This window comes from Pseudomonas sp. OVF7 (assembly GCF_030644265.1).
In the GTDB taxonomy this organism is placed as follows: Bacteria; Pseudomonadota; Gammaproteobacteria; order Pseudomonadales; family Pseudomonadaceae; genus Aquipseudomonas; species Aquipseudomonas gorinensis.
On record NZ_CP128996.1, the window covers coordinates 3501757 to 3524260 of the forward strand.

At 62.5% G+C, this 22504-nt stretch carries 22 protein-coding genes; 12 read left to right on the plus strand and 10 right to left on the minus strand.

The window, feature by feature from the left end; all coding sequences use genetic code 11:
- The first annotated feature begins 7 nt into the window (after positions 1-7).
- Positions 8-781 (plus strand): L-iditol 2-dehydrogenase, encoded by a 774-nt coding sequence (locus QU606_RS16060; protein ID WP_304998580.1) that lies wholly within the window; start codon positions 8-10, stop codon positions 779-781.
- Between the two features lie 156 nt (positions 782-937).
- On the opposite strand, the gene QU606_RS16065 is transcribed toward QU606_RS16060, so the two are convergent.
- Positions 938-1630 (minus strand): NUDIX hydrolase, encoded by a 693-nt coding sequence (locus tag QU606_RS16065; RefSeq protein ID WP_069075773.1) that lies wholly within the window; start codon positions 1628-1630, stop codon positions 938-940.
- A 146-nt stretch (positions 1631-1776) separates the two neighbouring features.
- On the opposite strand from QU606_RS16065, the gene QU606_RS16070 reads away from it, so the two are divergent.
- The 5 genes from QU606_RS16070 (at position 1777) to QU606_RS16090 (ending at position 5366) form a co-directional block, all read left to right on the plus strand.
- The gene (locus tag QU606_RS16070; protein ID WP_024074851.1) at positions 1777-2424 is read left to right on the plus strand and encodes a nicotinamidase; all 648 of its coding nucleotides are present in this window, start codon (positions 1777-1779) and stop codon (positions 2422-2424) included.
- A gap of 11 nt (positions 2425-2435) precedes the next feature.
- The gene (gene pncB, locus QU606_RS16075; protein ID WP_304998581.1) at positions 2436-3653 is read left to right on the plus strand and encodes a nicotinate phosphoribosyltransferase; all 1218 of its coding nucleotides are present in this window, start codon (positions 2436-2438) and stop codon (positions 3651-3653) included.
- Between the two features lies 1 nt (position 3654).
- Positions 3655-4464 (plus strand): ammonia-dependent NAD(+) synthetase, encoded by an 810-nt coding sequence (gene nadE / locus QU606_RS16080; RefSeq protein WP_304998582.1) that lies wholly within the window; start codon positions 3655-3657, stop codon positions 4462-4464.
- A gap of 219 nt (positions 4465-4683) precedes the next feature.
- A complete protein-coding gene (locus QU606_RS16085) occupies positions 4684-4890 on the plus strand; it encodes a hypothetical protein (RefSeq protein WP_150054877.1) in 207 nt (68 codons plus the stop codon).
- Positions 4891-4949: 59 nt separating this feature from the next.
- Complete coding sequence (locus tag QU606_RS16090) at positions 4950-5366, plus strand: hypothetical protein (protein WP_223817850.1); 417 nt, start codon at positions 4950-4952, stop codon at positions 5364-5366.
- Between the two features lie 45 nt (positions 5367-5411).
- Here QU606_RS16090 and QU606_RS16095 read toward each other — a convergent pair whose 3' ends face one another.
- The 7 genes from QU606_RS16095 to QU606_RS16125 are packed head-to-tail and all read right to left on the minus strand — an operon-like array spanning position 5412 to position 11851.
- Positions 5412-6443, minus strand: coding sequence for an ABC transporter substrate-binding protein (locus tag QU606_RS16095; RefSeq protein WP_024074856.1), 1032 nt, complete (start codon positions 6441-6443; stop codon positions 5412-5414).
- 14 nt (positions 6444-6457) lie between these two features.
- The gene (locus QU606_RS16100; RefSeq protein WP_304998583.1) at positions 6458-7555 is read right to left on the minus strand and encodes an FAD-binding oxidoreductase; all 1098 of its coding nucleotides are present in this window, start codon (positions 7553-7555) and stop codon (positions 6458-6460) included.
- Positions 7552-8895 carry an NAD(P)/FAD-dependent oxidoreductase gene (locus QU606_RS16105; protein ID WP_304998584.1) on the minus strand — a complete coding sequence of 448 codons (1344 nt, stop codon included), beginning with the start codon at positions 8893-8895 and terminating at the stop codon, positions 7552-7554. The genes QU606_RS16100 and QU606_RS16105 overlap by 4 nt, the downstream gene beginning before the upstream one ends.
- Positions 8892-9182: a (2Fe-2S)-binding protein gene (locus QU606_RS16110; protein ID WP_024074859.1), complete on the minus strand. Its 291-nt coding sequence runs from the start codon at positions 9180-9182 to the stop codon at positions 8892-8894. Before QU606_RS16110 ends, QU606_RS16105 begins: the two co-directional genes overlap by 4 nt.
- Entirely contained in the window at positions 9182-9976 is a 795-nt protein-coding gene (locus QU606_RS16115) for an ABC transporter permease (RefSeq protein WP_024074860.1), read from the minus strand. The genes QU606_RS16110 and QU606_RS16115 overlap by 1 nt, the downstream gene beginning before the upstream one ends.
- A 4-nt stretch (positions 9977-9980) precedes the next feature.
- Positions 9981-10826 carry an ABC transporter permease gene (locus tag QU606_RS16120; protein WP_069075768.1) on the minus strand — a complete coding sequence of 282 codons (846 nt, stop codon included), beginning with the start codon at positions 10824-10826 and terminating at the stop codon, positions 9981-9983.
- Positions 10823-11851 carry an ABC transporter ATP-binding protein gene (locus QU606_RS16125; protein ID WP_304998585.1) on the minus strand — a complete coding sequence of 343 codons (1029 nt, stop codon included), beginning with the start codon at positions 11849-11851 and terminating at the stop codon, positions 10823-10825. Before QU606_RS16125 ends, QU606_RS16120 begins: the two co-directional genes overlap by 4 nt.
- Positions 11852-12095: 244 nt before the next feature.
- On the opposite strand from QU606_RS16125, the gene QU606_RS16130 reads away from it, so the two are divergent.
- Positions 12096-12926 carry an IclR family transcriptional regulator gene (locus QU606_RS16130; protein WP_304998586.1) on the plus strand — a complete coding sequence of 277 codons (831 nt, stop codon included), beginning with the start codon at positions 12096-12098 and terminating at the stop codon, positions 12924-12926.
- Between the two features lie 263 nt (positions 12927-13189).
- Here the strand turns inward: QU606_RS16130 and QU606_RS16135 are convergent, their stop codons facing one another.
- Positions 13190-13855 (minus strand): response regulator, encoded by a 666-nt coding sequence (locus QU606_RS16135; protein WP_024074864.1) that lies wholly within the window; start codon positions 13853-13855, stop codon positions 13190-13192.
- Positions 13830-17213: an ATP-binding protein gene (locus tag QU606_RS16140; RefSeq protein ID WP_102625387.1), complete on the minus strand. Its 3384-nt coding sequence runs from the start codon at positions 17211-17213 to the stop codon at positions 13830-13832. The genes QU606_RS16135 and QU606_RS16140 overlap by 26 nt, the downstream gene beginning before the upstream one ends.
- A 312-nt stretch (positions 17214-17525) precedes the next feature.
- On the opposite strand from QU606_RS16140, the gene urtA reads away from it, so the two are divergent.
- The 5 genes from urtA (at position 17526) to urtE (ending at position 22464) form a co-directional block, all read left to right on the plus strand.
- Positions 17526-18734, plus strand: coding sequence for an urea ABC transporter substrate-binding protein (urtA, locus tag QU606_RS16145; RefSeq protein ID WP_024074866.1), 1209 nt, complete (start codon positions 17526-17528; stop codon positions 18732-18734).
- Positions 18735-18920: 186 nt separating this feature from the next.
- Positions 18921-19838, plus strand: coding sequence for an urea ABC transporter permease subunit UrtB (urtB, locus tag QU606_RS16150; RefSeq protein WP_024074867.1), 918 nt, complete (start codon positions 18921-18923; stop codon positions 19836-19838).
- Positions 19839-19848: 10 nt separating this feature from the next.
- Complete coding sequence (gene urtC / locus QU606_RS16155; protein WP_102625386.1) at positions 19849-21009, plus strand: urea ABC transporter permease subunit UrtC; 1161 nt, start codon at positions 19849-19851, stop codon at positions 21007-21009.
- Positions 21006-21764 carry an urea ABC transporter ATP-binding protein UrtD gene (gene urtD, locus QU606_RS16160; RefSeq protein WP_024074869.1) on the plus strand — a complete coding sequence of 253 codons (759 nt, stop codon included), beginning with the start codon at positions 21006-21008 and terminating at the stop codon, positions 21762-21764. Before urtC ends, urtD begins: the two co-directional genes overlap by 4 nt.
- A 10-nt stretch (positions 21765-21774) precedes the next feature.
- The gene (gene urtE / locus QU606_RS16165; RefSeq protein WP_024074870.1) at positions 21775-22464 is read left to right on the plus strand and encodes an urea ABC transporter ATP-binding subunit UrtE; all 690 of its coding nucleotides are present in this window, start codon (positions 21775-21777) and stop codon (positions 22462-22464) included.
- Positions 22465-22504: the final 40 nt, after the last annotated feature.

The window sequence follows — 22504 nt, forward strand, 5'->3', positions numbered from 1 at the left end:
CAAACCCATGAAACGACTCGAAGGAAAGAGCGCGCTGATCACCGGATCGGCGCGCGGCATCGGCCGCGCCTTTGCCCAGGCCTATATCGCCGAAGGCGCGACCGTGGCTATCGCCGATATCAACCTGCAACGCGCCCAGGCCACAGCGGCCGAACTCGGGCCCCAGGCTTACGCGGTGGCGATGGACGTCACCGACCAAGTTTCCATCGACAGCGCAATTGCCGCCGTGGTGGCCCAGGCCGCCAAGCTGGATATCCTGGTCAACAACGCCGCACTGTTCGACCTGTCGCCCATCGTCGATATCACCCGTGACAGTTATGAGCGGCTGTTCTCGATCAACGTTGCCGGCACGTTGTTCACGTTGCAGGCGGCGGCACGGCAGATGATCAGCCAGGGCCATGGCGGCAAGATCATCAACATGGCCAGCCAGGCCGGGCGTCGTGGCGAGCCGCTGGTGGCGATCTACTGCGCGACCAAGGCGGCGGTGATCAGCCTCACGCAATCGGCGGGGCTGAACCTGATCAAGCAGGGCATCAACGTCAACGCCATCGCGCCGGGGGTGGTGGATGGCGAGCATTGGGACGGGGTGGATGCATTGTTCGCCAAGCATGAAGGGCTGGCGCCGGGCGAGAAGAAGCGGCAGGTGGCGGCCGAGGTGCCGTTTGGGCGGATGGGGACAGCCGAGGATTTGACCGGGATGGCGATTTTCCTGGCGTCGAAGGAGGCCGATTATGTGGTGGCGCAAACCTATAACGTCGATGGCGGCAACTGGATGAGCTGAAGCCATACCCCAATCAAAATAATGTGGGAGGGGCGGTGCGACGATTCGACTTGCCCCCGATGGCAGTGTGACAGTTAGTACATATATAGACCGATCTACCGCCATCGGGGGCAAGCCCCCTCCCACATTGGATGATCGGTGTTCTTTAAATCGAGGCTAGTCAGCAAAACTGCGATCAAAGAAATAAACCTCCCCAGGTCTCAGGTTCTCCACCGTCGCCTGGGGCCTGCCGCCTTCGCCTTGCTTCTTGCGTCCCGTCTCGCGCAAGTACCCTGCCTCCGTCAGCTTCAACAAGCGCTGGCGAATACTGGTCTTCAACACTGGCCGCGCCAGCACCAGCGAGAAGATCGTCGTCGCTTCCGGCGCGCTGAACTCATGGCCCAGGAACATCAAGGGCAAGTTGCTGTACAGCGACTTGGACAACAGCCGCTCCTGCACGGCCGCGACGATGCTGTTGTGATCGAACGGCAACTTGATGCTGCCATCGGCCACCGCCTTCAGCGAGAACCAGCCCTGATGCTCACCCAGCGCCACCTCATCGGCGACGATCGCCAGGTAATAAGTGGACGACGACCAGCAACGCGGGTCGCGAAACGCATCGCCCACCGTGCCCACTTGCTCGCTCCAGGCCAACGCCAGGCCAACCTTGCTGCTGGCGCGCAAGCGTTCCACGGCATCCTGGAGGCTCAGATCCTGCACCCCACCATTCACCACCACGCCCGGCAGCGCCCAATGCCCGGCGAATGGCTCGGCGTCGCGTTTATTCAGCAGCAGCTTTAATTCTCCCGCCGCGCGGCAGTAGCACAGCACGCAGAGGTCGACGGTGTGGAGGTAGGCGCTCAGTGGCATGTGGAGTCCTTGTAAACAGCGGTGGGGCACAGTCTAACGGATCGAATAGATATGTCATGTACTGAGTCCAGAATAGATAAACAAATGTTTCTTGCAATGAAAGTACATGACGTGTACTTTTGTTTCCAGGCCACAGGAGAACCGCCATGACCCTCTCGAAAACTGCCATCGCTTCATTCGACGTCGACGCCCAGAAGAGCTTTACGCCGCTGTGCCCCAACGAGTTGCCGGTGGCGGGTGGTGACCAGATCGGTGCTGAACTCAACTACATGGCCAGCCTCGCCGGCCACCGCATCGGCAGCAAAGATGCCCACAGCCCGCACGCCCCCTGGGTGGTTGCCCAACCCAGCGAGATGCTGCAACCCACCGGCCTGGCGCACGCCGATGTCACCTGGGTCAGCCACTGCGTGCCGGGCACCGAGGGTTTCACCCTGCTGGACGAGTTGCCCGCCCCATATGACTACGATTACTTCATCTGGAAAGGCGTCGAACCCGACCTGCACCCTTACGGCGCCTGCTACCACGACCTGCACGACAAGCTCTCCACGGGCGTGATCGAATACCTCAAGGCCCAAGGCGTGGTCCGTGTGATTGTCGGCGGCCTGGCCCTGGACTACTGCGTCAAGACCACTGCGCTGCAACTGCTCAAGGCTGGCCTGGAGGTGGTCCTGCACCTGCCGGCATGCCGGGGAATCAGCGACGAGGGGAGCGTGCAGGCCGTCAATGAGTTGCTCAAGGCCGGGGCTGTGATCAGCAGCACCCGCGAAGAACTGGCCGCGATGGCCACGCGTTAAGGAGACACACCATGGAAAGTGCCTACGACTACGAAGCCCCGGTGATCCAGGGCTTGCTCGACACCGACTACTACACCTTCACCATGATGCAGGCGGTGTTGCACCAGCACCCCAACGTCGACGTCGAATACAACTTCATCGTGCGCTCCAGGGAAAAACTCGGTCACCTGATCCCCGAACTGCGTGCCGAGCTTGAAAAAATGGCCGGCCTGCAAATGCGCGAAGGCGAGCTGCGCTTCCTGTTCAACCCACGCTTTCGCGAATACCTCACCCCCGACTACGAACGCTTCCTCGGCCTGTTCCGCTTCAACCTGCGCTACATCCACGTCAGCGAAATCGACGGCCAGCTGAATATCCGCGTGGTCGGCCCGATGCTGCACTGCATCATGTTCGAGCAGCCGGTGCTGGCGCTGGTCAGTGAGTTGCGCAACCGCGACAAGTACCCGGACGTGACCCTGGAAGACGTCACCCGCAAGCTCTACCAGAAATTCGATTGGCTGGAGAAACACCTCAGCCGCGACGAGCTGGCCGACCTGCGCGTCTCTGACTTTTCCACCCGTCGGCGCCTGTCATTCAAGGCCCAGCGTGAAGTGGTGGACATCATGCGCCGCGACTTCCCCGGCCACTTCGTGGGCACCAGCAACGCGCACCTGGCCTACGAATTCGACCTGCCGCTGATTGGTACCATGGCTCACCAGTGGATGATGGTGCACCAGCAACTGGGGCGCTTGCGCGAAAGCCAGAACGCCGGCCTGGAAAACTGGGTACGTGAATACCGCGGCCGCCTGGGCATTGCCTTGACCGACACCATCAGCACCGACTTTTTCCTCAAGGACTTCGACCTGTACTTCGCCAAGTTGTACGACGGTTTGCGCCAGGACTCCGGCGATCCCATCGCCTGGGCCGACAAAGTCCTGGCCCGCTACAAAGCATTGGGCATCGACCCGATGACCAAGGACCTGATGTTCTCCGACGGCCTGAACTTCGAAAAATGCCTGCCGATCCTGCGTCACGTGCGTGGCAAGGCCAAGTTCGGTTTCGGCATGGGCACGAGCCTGGCGTGCGATGTGGAGGGCGTCGAGTCGCTGAGTATCGTCATGAAGCTGGTGCGGGTGCACGGCGAACCGGTGGTGAAATTCTCCGATGATCCGATCAAGAATGTCTGCGAAGACGCCTCGTTTTTGCAGTACGCGGCACAGGTGTTCAACGTGGGCAGGGTGGAGGTGTGACATGCAAGAACGTATCGCGCAGGAACTGAATATCGATCGGCAACTGGTCAAGGGCAGTGAAGCCAAGGAAATCCAACGGCGCATCGACTTCATCAAGACCACCTTGCGCCACTCAGGCTGCAAGGCCCTGGTACTGGGCATCAGCGGCGGCGTCGATTCGCTCACCGCCGGTCGCCTGTGCCAGTTGGCGGTGGAGCAACTGCGGGCCGAGGACTACGCCGCGCGTTTTATTGCCATGCGCCTGCCCTACAAGAGCCAGGCCGACGAACACGACGCCCAGGCCTCCCTGGACTTCATCGCTCCGGGCCAGATCGACACCCTCGACATCGCCGCCAGCGTCGACGGCCTGATGGCCAGCCTGAGCGCCACTGAAGCCAGTGCGGAGCATGTCGACTTCATCAAAGGCAACGTCAAGGCCCGTACCCGCATGATCGCCCAGTACGCCGTGGCCAACCTGCACAACGGCCTGGTCGTCGGCACCGACCACGGCGCCGAGGCATTGATGGGCTTCTTCACCAAATTCGGCGACGGCGCCTGTGACCTGGCACCGCTGTCGGGCCTGACCAAGACCCAGGTGCGCCTGTTGGCCAGTGCCCTTGGGGCACCGACGAACCTGGTGCACAAGCAGCCCACTGCCGACCTGGAAGAACTCGTACCGGGCAAGCTGGATGAACATGCCTATGGCTGCACGTACGAAGAGATCGATGCCTACCTGATGGGCGAGCCGGTGAGTGAGCGGGTGAGGACGATTGTCGAAGGGGCGTACAGCAAGACAGCGCACAAACGCGCGCTGCCGATAGTTCCCGCTTGAACGGACGATCAAATGTTGATGTGCTCGCGAATATTCCAGCCGAACCGGATCGGCCCGCCATCGGCTTTCTGCGGCGGTACCTTTCCCATTCCCAGGATTGACTACAAGGCGCTGAGACCAGATCGGGAAGTGCCTGTCTTAAAAAAGGAAACCTTCCTACATTCTTGACGGATATTGATTCTTTACGCTCTGCGCTCTTGTGAGTTCAGGAGTAAAGGAATGGCTAGCAGCGTATTGAAGGACGGTTTCCCCTGGGCCCACCTCACCCCCCGTGAACGGGTAGAAAGCCGCAGGGTTCGACGCTTCAACGAACCATTAAACGATGTTCTGGGCGGGATTTCGGGGCTGGCTGGAAGTTATCAACATGGTCACGTTGGAAATGCCACGACGATAGTTGTGGGCTGGTACGAGGAGATTTCAGAGTGAATGAGTCACCTCTCCGTTTTCTCCGCCGTAACTTTCCAGTGTTCATGAGCACGATATTCATGGCTATCTTCTCAACCGCTATGGTGACCGTGCTGGTTGATGATCACTATTTGCGCAAGCTCGAGCCGTCACTGAGAACCGAATTGATGGGGTGGGGGCTTCTGTCGCTGACGTTTTTCTTCGGGTTTTCCAATTTCATGATTGTGCGTGGCTTCAACTGGGCAGTTGGACTCCTGGCGGGCTATTTCGCTTTCTGCCTGATGCTGGTCATACCAACGATTCAATACCGCCCGCATACCGTGGCGTTTTCTCTGGGCGTTGTATTTCCACTCCTGGGATTGCTTCTGCTCAATACCGAACGCCACCGGGAAATGCGGCAAAAATTATTTGAAATCCGCATTCAACGAAATACCGCGAGAGCGATCTACAAAAATTACTGCAATAAACTCAAGGCCAGGGCGGGTAGGGAAGGGTAACGGCGGCTCCCACGTCAACAACGTGGGAGCGCAAGCTATACCCGCCTACCGCTCAATCGACCGACTCCACCGCGCATTCCACTCCGGCCGCGCCTGGTTCACCTGGTCCCAATCGATCGAAATCGCCGTCTGCAAATACCCCTGCATCGCCTCTACCCGCGCGCGGGTCTTGTCGGTGGTCGGGGTGGTCGGGTTCGACGGGATCTGGTCGCCTTCCTCCAGCGCCGGGGCCTGGGCCTCGGCGGTCAGCAAAAAGGCGGCGAGTTTCTGTGCCAGTTCCGGTTGGTCATTACGCGCGATCACGCACTCGGCCACGTTCAGCACCACGGCGCCTTCCTTGGGTTGCGCGTATTCCATTGGCACACCGAGGAGTTTCTGGGTGGCCACCTGGGTTGGGGTGAGGGGGAAGATCGCCGCTTCGTCGGTTTGCACCATCTCGGAGATTTTCGCGGAGCTGGCGATATATTCCAGCACGTTGGGGCCGACGGTTTTTGGCCAGGCCTTGAAGCCGGGCTCCACGTTGGTTTCGTCGCCGCCCTGGAGGCGGTTGAACATGAGGAAACCGTGCAGGCCGAAAGTGGAAGAGGCCACGGACTGGAACACCACTTTGTCCTTGAAGCGCGGGTCGGCCAGGTCCATCCATGAGGTGGGGGCGGCCCAGCCTTTTTCCTTGAACATCCTGGCGTTGTAGCCCAGGCCGGTGACGCCCAACGTCACGGCCACGGCCTGGTCCTTGATCTTCGCCTTGGCCGGGATCTGTTCCAGGGTCGGGCTGGCTGCCAGTTTGTCGCACAAGCCCATGGAGATGGCGCGGTACATGATGCCGTCGTCGAGGAACATCACGTGCATCTGCGGGTTGTCTTTGTTGGCCTGGACCTTGGCGAGGATGTCCGACGACGTGCCGGGCACGATCACCACCTTGACGTTGTTGGCCTTCTCGAACGCAGGCAGCACCTTGTCGGCGTACACCCGTTCCATGGTGCCGCCGTTCATGCCCAGGTACAGCGTCGGCGCGGCATGGGCGGTGGAGGCGAGCAGAGCGAGGGACAAGCAGGACAGCGCAATACGAGTGTTCATGGATGTTTTTCCTCTCAGGCTTGGAAACGACGGATGGAAAACGCTTCGATGGGTTGGCGGCTGGCCCCGTCGCAGACGATCTCTGCCAGGGCTTCACCGACCGCTGGGCCCAGCTGGAACCCGGCGCCGGCAAAGCCGAAACCGTGGAGCAGGCCAGGTTGGGTGCTGCTGGGGCCGATCACCGGCTCGTGATCGGGTAGGTAACCTTCGGTGCCGCTCCAGGTGCGAATCGCCTGGGCGCCCTTGAGGAACGGGTACAGCTCGGCGGCATTACGCAGGATTTCCAGCACTGCCGCTTGCCCGGGGCGCGCCTGCCGGGGGCCAAGGGCAAAGCCGCGCCCGCCGCCAAGGATGCAATTGCCGCGGGCCACCTGGCGTGCATAAATCCCACCGCCTTCGACACCGGTGCTCACGTTCATCACCACCGGCAGCGGTTCGGTGACCAACATGGCCGGGTGCGCCGAAATGATCGGCACCGGCTCGCCAAATTGCGCGGCGAGGGTGCCGGCCCAGGCGCCGGCGCAGTTCAATAACCAGGGGGCTTGCAGGTGCAGGCCGTTGGCGCAGTGTACGCGGAAATGGCGGCCGTCATGTTCGATGCGGATCACCTCGGCCTGCTCGTATACCGATGCGCCCAGGCGTTGCGCCGCACGGGCGAAGGCGGGGGACACCAGTCGCGGGTTGGCGTGCCCGTCCTCAGGGCACAGTGAAGCCCCCACTGCGATATCGCCGACCCAAGGGAAGCGTGCGCGCAGTTCGGCGTGATCGAGCAGCTGCAAGCCCAGGCCAAAACCTCGGGTTTGCTCGGCATAGGCCTGCAACGCGGCGAAATCCGCATGGCTGCGCGCCAGTTTCAGATGCCCGGAGCGCACGTATTCGCCCTCGATACCGATCAACCCCGGCAGGTCGGCCCACAGCTGGTGGGCGCGCTGCGACAGCGGCAACTGATGCAACGGCCGACCCTGGCGCCTGACGCCGCCGTAATTCACGCCACTGGAATGCGAGCCACAAAAGTCCCGCTCTACCAGGGCCACGCGCTGGCCTTTGTGCGCCAGCATCAAGGCCGCCGAAGCCCCGACGATCCCGCCGCCCAACACGATGGCGTCGATCATGGCTGCACCTGCACGCCAAACGGTAGCGGCTTGATCGGTGCCTGGCCACGCAAGCGGCCGACGTGTTCAATCCCGCGGCCACTGCGCTCAGCGACGATCTCGGCTGCCGCCAGCCCGCACATGCGGCCCTGGCAGCGGCCCATGCCAACCCGGCAATGGGCTTTGACCCGGTTGATCTCCCAGTGGCCTTCATCCACCACGGCGCGTACATCGCCGACGCTGACTTCTTCACAGCGGCACACAATCAATTCATCCGGTGCCTGCGCCGCCCAGTCTTCAGGGAAGGGGAACGCAGTCTCCAACCCCTGGCGAAAGCGTTGGATGCCTGCCAATTGCTGCTCCAGCACAGCGGGGCGGCGATGATCGATGGCCACGCCTGAGTCTTCCAACACCGCCAACGCCGCCCGCTCGCCCGCCATCTGTGCGGCATCCGCGCCCATGATCCCGGCGCCGTCGCCTGCCAGGTACACGCCTGCGAGGCTGCTGCGCCCAGCGTTGTCCCGGCGCGGCAACCAGGCACGGTTCAAGGCATTCCATTCAAATTCACAGCCGAGCAGATCCGCCAGTTGGGTTTCGCTGCGCAGGGCGTGGGCGAAGGCCACGGCGTCACAGGCCAAATCTTGCCTATCCCAACGAATACCGCTGACCCGCTGTTCACCCTCGATCTGCTGGAGCGTCACGCCCTGATGCACGGGAACCCCGTGGGCGCTCAGCCAGGCGCGGTAATACAAGCCCTTGGCCAACGTCGCCGGTTGCCCGAGCAGCGCCGGCAACGCACGGCATTGCGCACTGAACGGCGCGCTGTCGAGCACCGCCACCACCTTGGCCCCGGCCTTGGCGTATTGATAAGCCACTAAATACAGCAATGGCCCGCTGCCACAGAACGCCACCCGTTCGCCGATGGCGCAGCCCTGGTATTTCAAGGCGATTTGCGCGGCGCCCAGGCTGTAGACGCCGGGCAAGGTCCAGCCCGAAACAGGCAGGATGCGGTCGGTGGCGCCGGTCGCGACGATGATCCGCGAATACTCGAGGCTGTCGGCACGGCCGCTCTTGAGCGTGTCCAGGCGACCGTCCTCGGCATTCCACACCAGGGTTTCGGGCCGATAGTCGATCAAACCGGCCAACTCATCCATCGTGCGGTGCACAGCGTCTGCCTTGCGCGCGTCAAAACCGTAGACCTGCTTGGCTGAGCGTTGGAAACCCGCTGGTTGGCGCCGATAGATCTGCCCGCCACCGCGCAGGCTTTCATCGATCAGGCAAGGTTTTACGCCGTGGTCGAGCAGGGTGCGCGCCGCGCTGATCCCCGCCGGGCCTGCGCCCACAATCACCACCGGCTTCATAGCTGGCGCCCCGGATCACGGCTGATCACCTGGCCTTCTTCCAGCAACGTCGAGCAGGCGCGTACCCGCCGCCCATCCTCCAGGCGCACCCAGCAGTCCTGGCAGGCGCCCATCAGGCAAAACCCGGCGCGGCGCTCGGCGCTGAAATCGCTGCCGCGCAGGTGCTCGGCGCAGGTCAGCACGGCGGTCAGCAGGGTGTCGCCGCGCAGGCCGGTGGCCGGTTGCCCGTCGAGGGTGAAGGCCACGGCAGGGCGCGCGGTCTCGGCCAATCGTTTGAACAGAGCCATTAATGTTTCCCCACCAGCACGCGGTCCAGGCCGTAGACCCGGTCGAGCAGAATCATGGTCGCCGCCGTCAGCGCAATCACCAGCGCCGACACCGCCGCCATCATCGGGTCGATGGACTCGGTGGCGTACACATACATGCGCACCGGCAGGGTTTGCGTGGCTGGCGAGCTGACAAAGATCGACAAGGTCACCTCATCGAAACTGTTGATGAAGGCCAGCAACCAGCCACCGGCCACGCCGGGCAAAATCATCGGCAACGTCACCCTGAGAAACAGCGTGATGCGCCCGGCGCCGAGGGACTCGGCCGCCTGCTCGGCGCTGCGATCCATGCCGACCGCCGCCGCCAATACCAGGCGCAGCACATAGGGCGTGATGATCACCACGTGCGCCAACATCAGCCAGGTGAAGCTGCCATTCACCCCCATCAGCGCAAACAGGCGCAGCATCGCCACGCCCAGCACCAGGTGCGGGATGATGATCGGTGACAGGAACAAGGTGCTGAAGAAGTTGCGCCCCGGGAACTGATAGCGACTGATCGCCAACGCTGCCGGCACCGCGATCAGTGTCGCCAAGGTCGCGGCGGTAAACGCCAGGATCAGGCTGTTATAGAACGCCTGGATAAAGTCGGCCCGCTCGAACACGGCGCGAAACCAGCGCAGTGAGAAACCCGAGGTGGGCAGGCTCAAGGTGTTTTCCGGGGTGAAAGCCACCAGGCACACCACCACCAGCGGCGCCATCATGAACAGCACCACCAAACCGTGGAAACCGAGGGCCAAAGGACCGTTTCTGGACATGCGCTTAAACCCCCAGGGACTTTTTGTAGCGGCCTTCGACCATGCGGTTCCAGCTCAGCATGATCAGCAGATTGACCAGCAGCAGCACCACCGCGATGGTCGCGCCCATGGGCCAGTTGAGTTCCGAGAGGTACTGGTCGTACACCACGGTGGCGACCATTTTCAGGCGGCGTCCGCCGAGCAGGCCGGGGATCGCAAAGGAGCTGGCGGCCAGGCCGAACACAATCAAGGTGCCGGACAGCACGCCGGGCATGACCTGCGGCAACACGATCTTGCGCATCACCGTGGCCTGGCTTGCGCCCAGCGACAACGCCGCCTGTTCGGCCGAGGGGTCGAGCTTTTGCAGCGAGGTCCACACCGGAATGATCATGAACGGCAGCATCACGTGCACCAGCGCAATGATCACCGCGAACGGCGTGTACAACAGCTTCACCGGGCGCCCGCCCAGCGCCTGGATCATCTGGTTCACCAGCCCGTCGGCACCGAGCAGCAGGCTCCAGCCAAACGCCCGCACCACCACTGAAATCAACAGCGGCGTGAGGATCAAAATCAGGAAGATCGAGCGCCACGGTGTGCCCATGCGGCTAAGGATGTAGGCCTCGGGCACGCCAATCACCACGCACAGCAAGGTCACCAACGCGCTGATCCAGAAGGTGCGCCAGAAGATCTCGTAGAAGTACGCATCGCTGAACAACGACAGGTAATGGGCCAAGGTCCATTCATCCGCCTTTACACCCACCTGATAGTCGAACACGTTGAACGACAGCACCAGCGTCAGGCCCAACGGCAGGATCAGCAGCCCGGCGAACAGCACCAGCGCCGGCAGCGAGAGCCAATAACCCCGACTCATGCGTGCACCTCATCCGTCGCCAATACCCGCAGCAGGTCGGCCTGCCAATCCAGGCCGACCGTTGCGCCATGGCCCAACGGCGCGCTGCCGTCGTTGCTGCGCACCACGGTGATTTCGCCCAGCGCGGTCTGGAGGCGGTACAGCCACTGGCTGCCGAAGAAGTAGCGGTTGACGACCTGGCCTTGCAGGCGGCCGGTGCCGGCGTCCACCAGCTGGATTTTTTCCGGGCGCAGGCTCAACACCAGCTCGCCGTCGCCCTTGGCGTGGCGGACCTGCGCAGTGCCGAGCTCGTCATAGTCGCCGGGCAGCAGGTTGGCCTTGCCGACGAAGTCCGAGATAAACCGCGTGCGGGGGTGTTCGTACAGGGTGTACGGCACATCGATCTGGGTCACGCGCCCGGCTTGCATCACCACCACACGATCGCTGATGGACAGCGCCTCGGCCTGGTCGTGAGTGACCATCAAGGTGGTGATGCCCACCGCGCACTGGATACGGCGGATTTCAAACTGCATCTCTTCGCGCAGGTTGGCGTCGAGGTTGGACAGCGGCTCATCCAGCAGCAACACCGGCGGCTCGATCACCAGGGCGCGCGCCAGGGCCACGCGTTGGCGCTGGCCGCCGGATAACTCCCGTGGGTAACGGTCGGCGTGGGGGGCCAGGCGCACCAGCTCCAGCACGGTCTTGACCTTGGCGGCGATCTCGCTGCCCGGCACCTTGCGCATCTTCAGGCCGAAGGCGACGTTGTCGCGCACGCTCATGTGCGGGAACAGCGCGTAGCTCTGGAACACCACGCCCAGGCCACGGCTGGCGGGCTTGGAATGGGTGATGTCGCGGCCGTCGAGCAGGATCTGGCCGCCGCTCACCTCGACGAAGCCGGCGATCATTTGCAAGGTAGTGGTCTTGCCGCAGCCCGAGGGGCCGAGCAGGGAAACGAACTCGCCTTTTTCCACGGCCAAGTCAGTGGCGACCACCGCGTCGACGGCGCCGTAGCGTTTGCTCAAGGCGTTGAGTTGGAGAAATGCCATGTCTGCGTTCCACCTTTTTTTCAGTCGCGTCGAAACGCGCTTTTTTTGTTTTGGGCAGATGCGAAAAGAGTGTTGCGGGTGCGTTGGCGCTCGATCTCAAGTCGGCTGCCGGTTGTTGTTCATTTCGCCCCTGTGGACGCAGATTAGGACGAAGACTAGGATGGGCGGAAGATGGAATTTCACTGAGTGAGCAATTATTTTAAGATTTATTCACTGAACAGAATTACTCATGAGATAGCGTGTTATGGATTCCACTGATCGGAATAGCAACAGTAAGGAAGTGGGGGCGGGCGGGGTGTCCCGTCTGTTCGCGTTGCTGCGTACCCTGGGTGAGGTGCCGGAAGGTGGTGAGCGCGTCACCCAACTCGCCCAACAGGTCGGCCTATCCCAGCCCACCACCCACCGCCTGCTGCGCAGCCTGATGGACGAAGGCATGGTCGAACAGGACGCGCGCAGCAAACGTTATCGCCTGAGCCTGGAGTTCTTCGCCTTGGCGGCGAACGCGGGCAAGACCGGCAACCTGCGCGACCTGGTGCGCCCGAGCATGCTGCGCTTGAGCGCGTCCTTGGGCGACTCATTGTTTTTGCTGGCGCGCAGCGGCTTTGACGCGATCTGCCTGGACCGCAGCGAGGGCCCGTACCCGATCCGCACCTTCACCGGCGACATCGGCGGGCGCGTGGCATTGGGCGTGGGGCAGGGCAGCCTGGCCATCCTGGCATTCCTGCCGGAAGAAGAGCGCGAGACGGTGATCCGCTACAACTTGCCACGGCTCAAGGACTTCCACCTGTATGACGAGGTGCTGTTGCGTTCGGAGGTGGAGAACGTGCGCAACCTGGGCTATGCGGCGCGCAACACCGGGGTGCTGGAAGGCATGGCGGGCCTGGCGGTACCGATCCTCAACCGGGACGGGCATGCGGTGGCGGCATTGAGCGTGGCGACCATCAGCGATCGCCTGGGGCCGAGCCGGTTGCCGATGGTGGTGGAATTGTTGAAACGCGAAGCGGCGGCGATCGGTCCCAGGATCAACCCGTTTGACCCGACATTGCGCCGGCCTTCACAAACCTTCGGCGGTTAACTTATTCCCGGCAATGAAGATCCCCTGGGGGAACCGCACTTCAGTGCCGAGCGGACTGTTGTGGCAGACGGGCCGTTGTGGCAGACGGGCTAACTGTGGCGAGCGGGCTTGCCCCGCGTTGGGCTGCGAAGCAGCCCCAATAAGGCCGCCGCATTCCTTCTGGTAGAACCGGGAGACTGGTTTCAGGGCCGCTTCGCGCCCCAACGCGGGGCAAGCCCGCTCGCCACAGGGGGGGGACCGCAGATTTGGCGGGACCTTCCACATCAGATTGCCGCTAACGCCACTGACGTAGCGGCGGTGCGGGTCTCCACTCCCAACTTCACATACACATGCTCCAGGTGCTTGTTCACCGTGCGCGGGCTCAACCCCAGGATATCGCCAATATCCCGGTTGGTCTTGCCGCACGCGACCCAGCGCAACACCTCCACCTCACGCTCGGTCAGTTGGAACCTGGCGGACAACAGCCGGTGCGCCGGCTCATCCTCCAGGGTCAACGCACTCGGTTGCGTCGCCGCCCGTGCAGACATCAGGATGCGTGAGGTGCGCAAGTGCGCCGCCACCCGCGCCAGTACTTCGTCGGTCTGGATCGGCTTGGTCACGTAGTCGCTGCCACCGACCTCGAAGCCTTGCACAACATGCTTGCTGTCGGTCAGCCCGGTCATGAACACCACCGGGATATCCGCGCTGGCCGGCATTGCCTTGAGCCGGCGGCAGGTTTCGAAACCGTCCAGGCCCGGCATCATCGCGTCCAGCAGGATCAGATCGGGGCGCCGGCGTTGCACGCGGTTCAGCGCGCTGAGGCCATCGAGGGCCACCAGCACCATGTAGCCGGCGTCGTCGAGGGCGTCGGAGAGCATCGCCAGGTTGTCCGGCGTGTCGTCGACGATCAGCACCACGCCAGGTTCAGTGCTGCGGGTGAGAGCATTCATCTTCGGCCTCCTTGAGGGTTCGGTTGAGTTCATCCAGGCGAAAACCCTTGAGCAGCCCGCGGACTTGAGTGATGAACGGCTCTACGTCGGGGCGCTGGGCAAGGATCGTGTCGAGTTTTTCGTGCAGGCCACGCACATAGCCAATGGCGCTGAGTTCGGCGAGTACCGCGAGGTCGTCGGCGCTGGGCAGCACGCTGGGTGGCGGCGGCGGGACCAGGCTCTTGGTACGCCGTACCCACTGCAAGCCCAGGTGCTGTTGCAGGCACCCGAGCAGCTCCGGGGTACGCACTGGCTTGGCCAGGTAGTCGTTGCAGGCGGCGGCGATGCTGCGTTCGCGATCGTCGGTAAACGCGTTGGCCGAAATCACGATGATCGGCGCGGTGGACAGCGCATTGCGCCGGATCAGCCGGCTGGTCTCCCAGCCGTCCAGGGTCGGCATCGACAGGTCCATCAGGATCAGGTCCGGCGCCAGCAACGCCACCTGGCGAATGGCGTCCTGGCCGTTGCTCGCCTGGATCACCTCGAAGCCCAACGGCGTGAGCATGCCGCTGAGCACCTTGCGGTGGTCCACATGGTCATCCACCACCAGGATGCGTCGGCGCTCGCCTTGATAGCCGATGATGTCGTGTTCCACATGCACCACCGCTTGCGGCGCGCGCACTTGCGACAGGAACAGCCGCACCTGGAAGCAGGTGCCCTTGTCCAGCTCGCTGGTCACGCGTAATTCGCCGCCCATCAAGGCAGTGAGCATGCGCGTAATGGTCAGCCCCAGGCCCACGCCGTTGTCCTGGCGCATCAGGTCGCCACGCTCGAACGGCTGGAAAATCCGCTCGATCTGCCCCGGATCAATACCGATACCGGTGTCGATGATTTCAAAATTGGCCGTCTCGCGCATGTAGCTGACCCGCAGGCACACTTCGCCGCTGTCGGTGAAATTCACCGCGTTGCCCAGCAGGTTGATCAGGATCTGGCGCACGCGTTTTTCATCGCCGCGCACCACCGCCGGGATCTTGCCCACGCAGTCCAGGCGAAAGCGCAGGCCCTTGTCCTGGGCCTGGGGGGTGAACATCTGCTCCAGGTCGTGGATCAGTTCGGGGAAGGGGATTTCCGTCAGCTCCAGGCGCAGCTTGCCGGCCTCGATCTTCGCCACATCGAGCAGGCCATCGATCAGCGACAGCAAGTGCGAGCCACTGCGCAGGATGGTCGCCAGCGCGTCCTGGTGCTGCTCGGGCATGGCGCTGTCACGCTGCAGGATCTGGGTGAAACCGAGGATGCTGTTGAGCGGCGTGCGCAGTTCGTGGGACAAGCCGGTGACGTAGCGGCTTTTGGCGGCGTTGGCCGCTTCCGAGGCTTCCTTGGCCTGTTGCAAGGCCTGGTCGGTGAGGCTGTGGGCGTCGATTTCCTGCATCAGCAACAGGGTCTGGCGGTCGGATTCCTGCTGGGCGACGCGGCGGCTTTCGCGGGTCAGCACCACCCACCAGGCGAGCACGGCGGCCAGCACCGAGAGGGTGAGGAACGCCTTGAAGAACGCCTGGTACAACGTCTCCGAATGCGGCAACCCTTGGGCGGCCTGCACGTAGATCAAGGCCAAGGCGCCGGCGAGCAGCAACACCAGGACCAACAGCAGCCCCAGGTAATGGGCCAGCCGCGTATGCAGGCGCGGCATCAGCGTGTTGGGCAGCAACCCGCGCAATACGCCTTCGAACTGGCTGACCAATCGCGCATGGGGTTTGCAGCGGTCGCCACAGCGCGCATCCAGCGAGCAACACAACGAGCAGATCGGCGTGCTGTAGGCCGGGCAGAACGCCATGTCGGCGGTCTCGAACGGGTTACTGCACAGCCCGCACACGGCATGGGTCGCCGGTGCAACCGGGTGAATCAAGCGCACGTCGCTGCTGCGCGCGATGTAGTACTTGCCCTTCGTCAGCCAGGCCAACAGGGGCGCCATGATCAATGCCGTGCCCAGCGCCACGAAGGGCGGTGCCGCCTGTGCCAGGGCGCCAAACAGGCCGAAGTGGGCGAGGATCGACAGCAGCGAGGCAATCAGCATCGAGCCGACGCCCACCGGGTTGATGTCGTACAGATGCGCGCGCTTGAACTCGATATGTTTGGGTGACAGCCCCAAGGGTTTATTGATCACCAGGTCGGCCACCAACGTGCCGATCCAGGCAATCGCAATATTGGCGTACAAGCCCAGCACCTGGTCGATCACATCGAACACGCCCAGCTCCATCAGCATCAGCGCGATCGCCACGTTGAACACCAGCCACACCACGCGCCCAGGGTGGCTGTGGGTCACGCGGGCGAAGAAATTCGACCAGGCCAGGGAGCCGGCGTAGGCGTTGGTCAGGTTGATCTTCATCTGTGAAATGAACACGAACAGCACCATTGCGCCGAGGGCCCATTCCGGCGAGCTGAACACATAGCGGAAGGCGACCAGGTACATCTGGGTCGGCTCGGCGGCGCGCTCCATGGGGATTTCATGTTGCAGGGCGAGAAAGGCCAGGAACGCCCCGCCAAACATCTTCAACGCGCCCGGGATAATCCAGCCGGGGCCGGAGCAGAGCAGGGCGGCCCACCAGCGCTTGCGGTTGGCCGCGGTTTTTTCCGGCAGGAAGCGCAGGTAGTCCACCTGTTCGCCGATCTGCGTCACCAGCGACAGCGCCACGGTACAGGCGGCGCAGAACGCCAACAGGTTGAAACCGCCGCCATCGCCGCTGCGCCCGACAAAACTGGTCCAGTCGCTGAAGGCATCGGGGTTTTTCCACCACACGAAGCCGTACGGCAGCACCAGCAACAGCAGCCACAACGGTTGCGTCCACAGTTGCAGGCGGCTGATCAGGGTCACGCCGTAGGCCACCAGCGGGATCACCAGCAACGAGCAGATCACATAGGCAAAGGCCAGCGGTATATGGAAATACAACTCCAGGGCCAGGGCCATGATCGCCGCTTCCAGGGCGAAGAACAGGAAGGTGAAGCTGGCGTAGATCAGGGAGGTGATGGTCGAGCCGATATAACCGAAGCCGGCTCCACGGGTCAGCAGGTCCATGTCCACGCCGTAGCGCGCCGCGTAGTAACTGATGGGCAGGCCGGTCAGGAAGACCACCAGGCTGATGGCAAGGATCGCCCAGAAAGTGTTGGTGAAGCCGTAGCTCAGGGCCAATACACCGCCGATGGCTTCCAGTGCGAGGAACGACACCGCGCCCAGGGCGGTGTTGGCAATGCGCAGCTCCGACCATTTGCGAAAGGATTTGGGCGTGTAGCGCAGGGCATAGTCTTCCATGGTCTCGTCGGCGACCCAGGTGTTGTAGTCGCGGCGGATCTTGACGATGCGCTGGGTGCCGGGAGGGGATTGCACGGTGGGGAGGCTCCGCAGGGTGGACGAAGGGAGTGAGCAAGTTCCATGCCCTCGCGGGCGCTGCGAGTCAAATGTGGGAGGGGGCTTGCCCCCGATGAGGGAGTGTCAGTCACTTATTTGTTCGCTGACCCGGCGCTATCGGGGGCAAGCCCCCTCCCACATTGGTCAGCGGTGGCTGGGCGGACGCGATCCTGCCCTGCATTGGTGCGCAGTGGCATACGTCAAATGACGTATCCCGTTACGTCAGGCTGCGTATACCCGCGTGGGTCGGCTGCCGCCATGCTGGAGCCCTCATTGCAGAGGAGTCGCCCCATGGAACCACGATTGATCCGCTCCAAACCGCTGTTGGCCCTGTCATTGCTGGCGGCCGCGCTGTTCAGCCAGGGCGTGCTGGCCGATAACGAAGGCTTGGCCGTGACGCCTACCGAAGTCACTGTCGGCCAGTTGCACTCGGCCACCGGCACCATGGCGATTTCCGAGACTGGCTCGATCCAGGCCGAGCGCCTGGCCATCGAGCAGATCAACGCCTCGGGCGGGATTCTGGGACGGCAGATCAAAGTGATCCAGGAAGACGGCGCGTCCGACTGGCCGACCTTCGCTGAAAAAGCCAAGAAACTGCTGGTCAACGACAAGGTGGCTGCGGTATTCGGCTGCTGGACCTCGGCCTCGCGTAAAGCGGTGCTGCCGATCTTCGAGAAAGAAAACGGCTTGCTCTACTACCCGACCTTCTACGAGGGCCTGGAACAGTCGAAAAACGTGATCTACACCGGGCAGGAAGCCACCCAGCAAATCCTCGCCAGCCTCGACTGGATCGCCAAGACCAAGGGCGCCAAAACGTTCTACCTGGTCGGCTCCGACTACATCTGGCCGCGCACGTCGATGAAGATCGCGCGCAAGCACATTGAAAATGTGCTGCACGGTACCGTGGTCGGCGAAGACTACTACCCGCTGGGCAACACCCAGTTCGGCTCGCTGATCAACAAGGTCAAGCTGAAAAAACCGGATGTGGTCTTTGCCGCAGTGGTGGGCGGTTCCAACGTGGCGTTCTACAAACAGCTCAACGCGGCGGGTGTGAACGCGTCCAAGCAAACCCTGCTGACCCTGTCGGTCACCGAAGACGAACTGCTCGGCATCGGCGGCGAAAACATGGCCGGCTTCTATGCCTCGATGAAGTACTTCCAGAGCCTGGACAACCCCAACAACAAAGCCTTCGTCGAAGCTTTCAAGGCCAAGTACGGCAAGGACGCGGTGATCGGCGACGTGACCCAGGCGGCCTACCTCGGCCCTTGGCTGTGGAAAGCGGCGGTGGAGAAGGCCGGCAGTTTCGACGTGGACAAAGTCGTCGCCGCCTCCCCGGGCATCGAGCTGAAAACCGCGCCGGAAGGCTACGTGAAGATCCACGAAAACCATCACCTGTGGAGCAAATCGCGCATCGGTGAAGTGCAGCCGAACGGGCAGTTCAAGGTGATCTACGAATCGGATCTGATCGAGCCGAACCCGTTTCCAAAGGGTTACCAATAACCCTCAGGCATAAAGAGATCTAAATGTGGGAGGGGCGGTGCGACGATTCGACTTGCCCCCGATGGCGGAGTGTCAGTCGACATTTCTATAACTGAACCACCGCTATCGGGGGCAAGCCCCCTCCCACATAGAGCAAAAGCACATCGCATTCCAACTATCACCTCCCGCTCTCAGGAGACCATCATCATGGAATGGCTATCGGAATTTGGAGCCATCGCGGCGATGCAGGGGTTCAACGGCTTGTCCGTGTTCTGCGTGCTGCTGTTGATGGCATTGGGGCTGGCGATCATTTTCGGGCAGATGGGCGTGATCAACATGGCCCATGGTGAATTCCTGACGATCGGTGCCTACACCACCTACGTATGTTCCAGCCTCACCGCGCACTTTGCGCCGAGTTTCCAGCCCTATTACTTCTTCTTCGCCATCGCCCTGTCGTTCCTCGTTGCCGGCGCCGTTGGCTGGCTGGTGGAATGGGCGATGATCAGCCGCTTGTACAAGCGCCCGCTGGACACCTTGCTGGCGACCTGGGGCCTGTCCCTGGTGATGCAGCAAACCTTCCGCTCGGTGTTCGGCGCCCGTGAGGTCAGCGCTGAGCCACCGGCCTGGTTGATGGGCTCGGTGAACTTCACCGACGCCATCGAGATCCCGCGCAATGGCCTGTTCATGATGGGCCTGACCCTGCTGCTGACCGGTGCGATCTTCCTGATGCTGTACCGCTCGCGCTGGGGCCTGCAGGTGCGCGCCACGGTGCAGAACCGCTTGATGAGCCGCGCGGTGGGGATCAACACACGCAAGGTCGACCGCATGACTTTCGCCCTCGGCTGTGGCGTGGCCGGGGTGGCCGGTGCGGCGTTCACCACCATCGGCTCCACTGGCCCCACGGCGGGCTCGCAGTACATCGTCGACACCTTCCTGGTGGTGGTGTTCGGCGGCGCGCAAAGCCTGTTCGGCACGATTGCCTCGGCGTTCGTGATCGCCCAGACCCAATCGCTGTCGGAGTTTTTCCTGAGTGGCTCGATGGCCAAGGTACTGACCTTGTCGTCGGTGATTCTGATCCTGATGCTGCGCCCGCAAGGGTTGTTCTCCATCAAAGTGCGCAAGTAGAGGCGAGCAGATGAAGGCTTTAGACAAGCTGCTGGGCGGCCAGCAAAACCTGATCGGCATCGTGCTGTTGGCGCTGTTGATCCTGGTGGTGTTTCCCCTGACCCTGGATGCATTCCGGCTGAACATGGTCGGCAAGTACCTGACCTACGCGTTCGTCGCGGTGGGGCTGGTGCTGTGCTGGGGCTATGGCGGCATTCTCAGCCTGGGGCAGGGCGTGTTCTTTGGCGTTGGCGGCTATTGCATGGCGATGTTCCTCAAGCTGGAGGCCTCGGACCCGGAGAGCACCAAGATTCAATCCACCCCCGGCATTCCGGACTTTATGGACTGGAACCAGATCACCGAATTGCCCTGGCTGTGGCAGCCGTTCCACAGCTTCAGTTTCACCCTGGTGGCGGTGATCGCGGTGCCGGTGCTGCTGGCCTTTATCATCGGCATGGCGCTGTTCAAGCGGCGCGTGGGCGATGTGTACTTTTCCATCGTCACCCAGGCGATTGCGCTGATCCTCACGGTGCTGATCGTCGGCCAGCAAGGCCTGACCGGTGGCGTCAACGGCATCACCGACCTCAAGACCCTGCTCGGCTGGGACCTGCGCACCGACAGCGCAAAAATGCTGCTGTACTTCATCAACGCCGGCTTGCTGTTCGGTTGCATCTTCATTGGCCGCTTTATCCTCGCCTCCAAGCTGGGCCGGCTGTTGATGGCGATGCGCGACAAGGAAGAGCGCGTGCGTTTCTCCGGGTATGACGTGGCCAGCTTCAAGATTTTCGTGTTCTGTGTGGCGGCGGCGTTCTCGGCCATCGGCGGGGCGATGTTTGCCTTGCAGGTAGGCTTTATGTCGCCGTCGTTCGTCGGCATCGTGCCGTCGATCGAGATGGTGATCTTCGCGGCGGTGGGCGGGCGCATGTCGCTGCTCGGCGCGGTGTATGGCGCGCTGCTGGTGAACTACGGCAAGACCTATTTCTCCGAGTCCTTCCCCGAGTTGTGGCTGTACCTGATGGGCGGGTTGTTTATCGCCGTGGTCATGTACTTCCCCAATGGCCTGGCCGGGTTGTGGGACAGCCACGGGCGCCAGGCGCTGGCCAAGCTGCTGCGCCGCCCACCGCCGATGAAAGCCGTGGTCCCCAAGGCCAGACCCAAGGCTGAAAGCAAGATCCTGGAGACCCAACCATGACCGCCGTTGGCTTTGAAATGAACAAACCGGTGCTGGCCATCGAGGGCCTGACGGTGTCCTTCGACGGCTTCAAGGCGGTCGACAACCTCAACCTGTATATCGACCGCAACGAAGTGCGCGTGGTGATCGGCCCCAATGGCGCGGGCAAGACCACGGTACTGGACCTGATCTGCGGCAAGACCCGCGCCACCAGTGGCAGCATCCAGTTCGATGGCCAGGAACTGACCAAGATGCGCGAGTACAACATCGTGCGCGCAGGCGTGGGGCGCAAGTTCCAGAACCCGTCGATCTACGAAAACCTCACCGTCTTCGAAAACCTCGAGATGTCCTACCCGGCCGGGCGCAAGGTGTGGGGCGCGCTGTTCTTCAAGCGCAACGCCCAGGTGATCGCACGGGTGCAAGAGGTAGCGCGGGAGATCTTCCTCGGCGACCTGTTGCAACAACAGGCCGACCTGCTGTCCCACGGGCAAAAGCAGTGGTTGGAGATCGGCATGCTGCTGATGCAGGACCCCGAGCTGCTGATGCTCGATGAACCGGTGGCGGGCATGAGCGTCAACGAGCGCGCGCAGACCGCCGAGCTGCTCAACCGCATCAGCCAGGGCCGTTCGGTGCTGGTGATCGAGCACGACATGGAATTCGTCAAGAGCATTGCCCACAAGGTCACGGTGCTGCACCAGGGCAAGGTCCTGGCCGAGGGCAGCATGGAGTCGGTGCAAAGCAATCCGAAAGTCATCGAAGTGTATCTGGGCCACTGAGGAGCCGCGCATGTTCAAGATCGACCAGTTGTCCTGCGGCTACGGGCAGAGCCAGATCCTCCACGACCTGGACCTGCACGTGGCCAAGCGCGAGATCGTCGCGGTGATGGGCCGCAACGGCATGGGCAAGACCACCCTGTTCAAGAGCCTGATGGGCATCCTGCCGCAGTGGCAAGGCCAGGTCAGTGTGGACGGCCATGAGGTGTCGGCGCTGGAAACCCATGAGCGGGTAGCGCGGGGCATTGCCTATGTGCCCCAGGGCCGCATGATTTTCCCCAGCATGAGCGTGCTGGAAAACATCCAGACCGGCCTGCCGGCCTCGGCCCGAGGCAAGGTGCCGGAGGACTTGTATGCGCTGTTCCCGGTGCTCTACGACATGCAGTCGCGCAAGGGCGGCAACCTGTCGGGCGGGCAGCAACAGCAGTTGGCGATCGCGCGGGCCTTGGCGACCAACCCCAAGGTGTTGCTGCTGGATGAACCGACCGAGGGCATCCAGCCGTCGATCATCAAGGACATTGCACGCACGCTGAAGGAAATCCGCAACCTGCGCGACCTGACCATCGTGGTGTCGGAGCAGGTGCTGTCCTTCACCCTGGAGATCGCCGACCGTTTCCTGGTGATCGAGAAGGGCCGCTTTGTGATCGAAGAGACCCGTGATCGAGTGGACGAGGCGACCATCAGTCGCTACCTGTCGGTGTGACGAGGGCGGTCCCGGGGCCGCCGCATAGACAGCACGTACA

Excerpts from the sequence above, each read along its gene's own strand:
- QU606_RS16125 (WP_304998585.1), bottom strand. The coding sequence starts at position 11,851 with ATGGCATTTCTCCAACTCAACGCCTTGAGCAAACGCTACGGCGCCGTC.
- QU606_RS16060 (WP_304998580.1), top strand. The coding sequence starts at position 8 with ATGAAACGACTCGAAGGAAAGAGCGCGCTGATCACCGGATCGGCGCGC.
- QU606_RS16115 (WP_024074860.1), bottom strand. The coding sequence starts at position 9,976 with ATGTCCAGAAACGGTCCTTTGGCCCTCGGTTTCCACGGTTTGGTGGTG.
- QU606_RS16100 (WP_304998583.1), bottom strand. The coding sequence starts at position 7,555 with ATGATCGACGCCATCGTGTTGGGCGGCGGGATCGTCGGGGCTTCGGCG.
- QU606_RS16110 (WP_024074859.1), bottom strand. The coding sequence starts at position 9,182 with ATGGCTCTGTTCAAACGATTGGCCGAGACCGCGCGCCCTGCCGTGGCC.
- QU606_RS16105 (WP_304998584.1), bottom strand. The coding sequence starts at position 8,895 with ATGAAGCCGGTGGTGATTGTGGGCGCAGGCCCGGCGGGGATCAGCGCG.
- urtB (WP_024074867.1), top strand. The coding sequence starts at position 18,921 with ATGGAATGGCTATCGGAATTTGGAGCCATCGCGGCGATGCAGGGGTTC.
- QU606_RS16120 (WP_069075768.1), bottom strand. The coding sequence starts at position 10,826 with ATGAGTCGGGGTTATTGGCTCTCGCTGCCGGCGCTGGTGCTGTTCGCC.
- urtA (WP_024074866.1), top strand. The coding sequence starts at position 17,526 with ATGGAACCACGATTGATCCGCTCCAAACCGCTGTTGGCCCTGTCATTG.
- nadE (WP_304998582.1), top strand. The coding sequence starts at position 3,655 with ATGCAAGAACGTATCGCGCAGGAACTGAATATCGATCGGCAACTGGTC.
- QU606_RS16095 (WP_024074856.1), bottom strand. The coding sequence starts at position 6,443 with ATGAACACTCGTATTGCGCTGTCCTGCTTGTCCCTCGCTCTGCTCGCC.
- urtD (WP_024074869.1), top strand. The coding sequence starts at position 21,006 with ATGACCGCCGTTGGCTTTGAAATGAACAAACCGGTGCTGGCCATCGAG.
- QU606_RS16070 (WP_024074851.1), top strand. The coding sequence starts at position 1,777 with ATGACCCTCTCGAAAACTGCCATCGCTTCATTCGACGTCGACGCCCAG.
- QU606_RS16085 (WP_150054877.1), top strand. The coding sequence starts at position 4,684 with ATGGCTAGCAGCGTATTGAAGGACGGTTTCCCCTGGGCCCACCTCACC.
- pncB (WP_304998581.1), top strand. The coding sequence starts at position 2,436 with ATGGAAAGTGCCTACGACTACGAAGCCCCGGTGATCCAGGGCTTGCTC.
- QU606_RS16090 (WP_223817850.1), top strand. The coding sequence starts at position 4,950 with ATGGCTATCTTCTCAACCGCTATGGTGACCGTGCTGGTTGATGATCAC.
- QU606_RS16135 (WP_024074864.1), bottom strand. The coding sequence starts at position 13,855 with ATGAATGCTCTCACCCGCAGCACTGAACCTGGCGTGGTGCTGATCGTC.
- urtC (WP_102625386.1), top strand. The coding sequence starts at position 19,849 with ATGAAGGCTTTAGACAAGCTGCTGGGCGGCCAGCAAAACCTGATCGGC.
- urtE (WP_024074870.1), top strand. The coding sequence starts at position 21,775 with ATGTTCAAGATCGACCAGTTGTCCTGCGGCTACGGGCAGAGCCAGATC.
- QU606_RS16065 (WP_069075773.1), bottom strand. The coding sequence starts at position 1,630 with ATGCCACTGAGCGCCTACCTCCACACCGTCGACCTCTGCGTGCTGTGC.
- QU606_RS16130 (WP_304998586.1), top strand. The coding sequence starts at position 12,096 with ATGGATTCCACTGATCGGAATAGCAACAGTAAGGAAGTGGGGGCGGGC.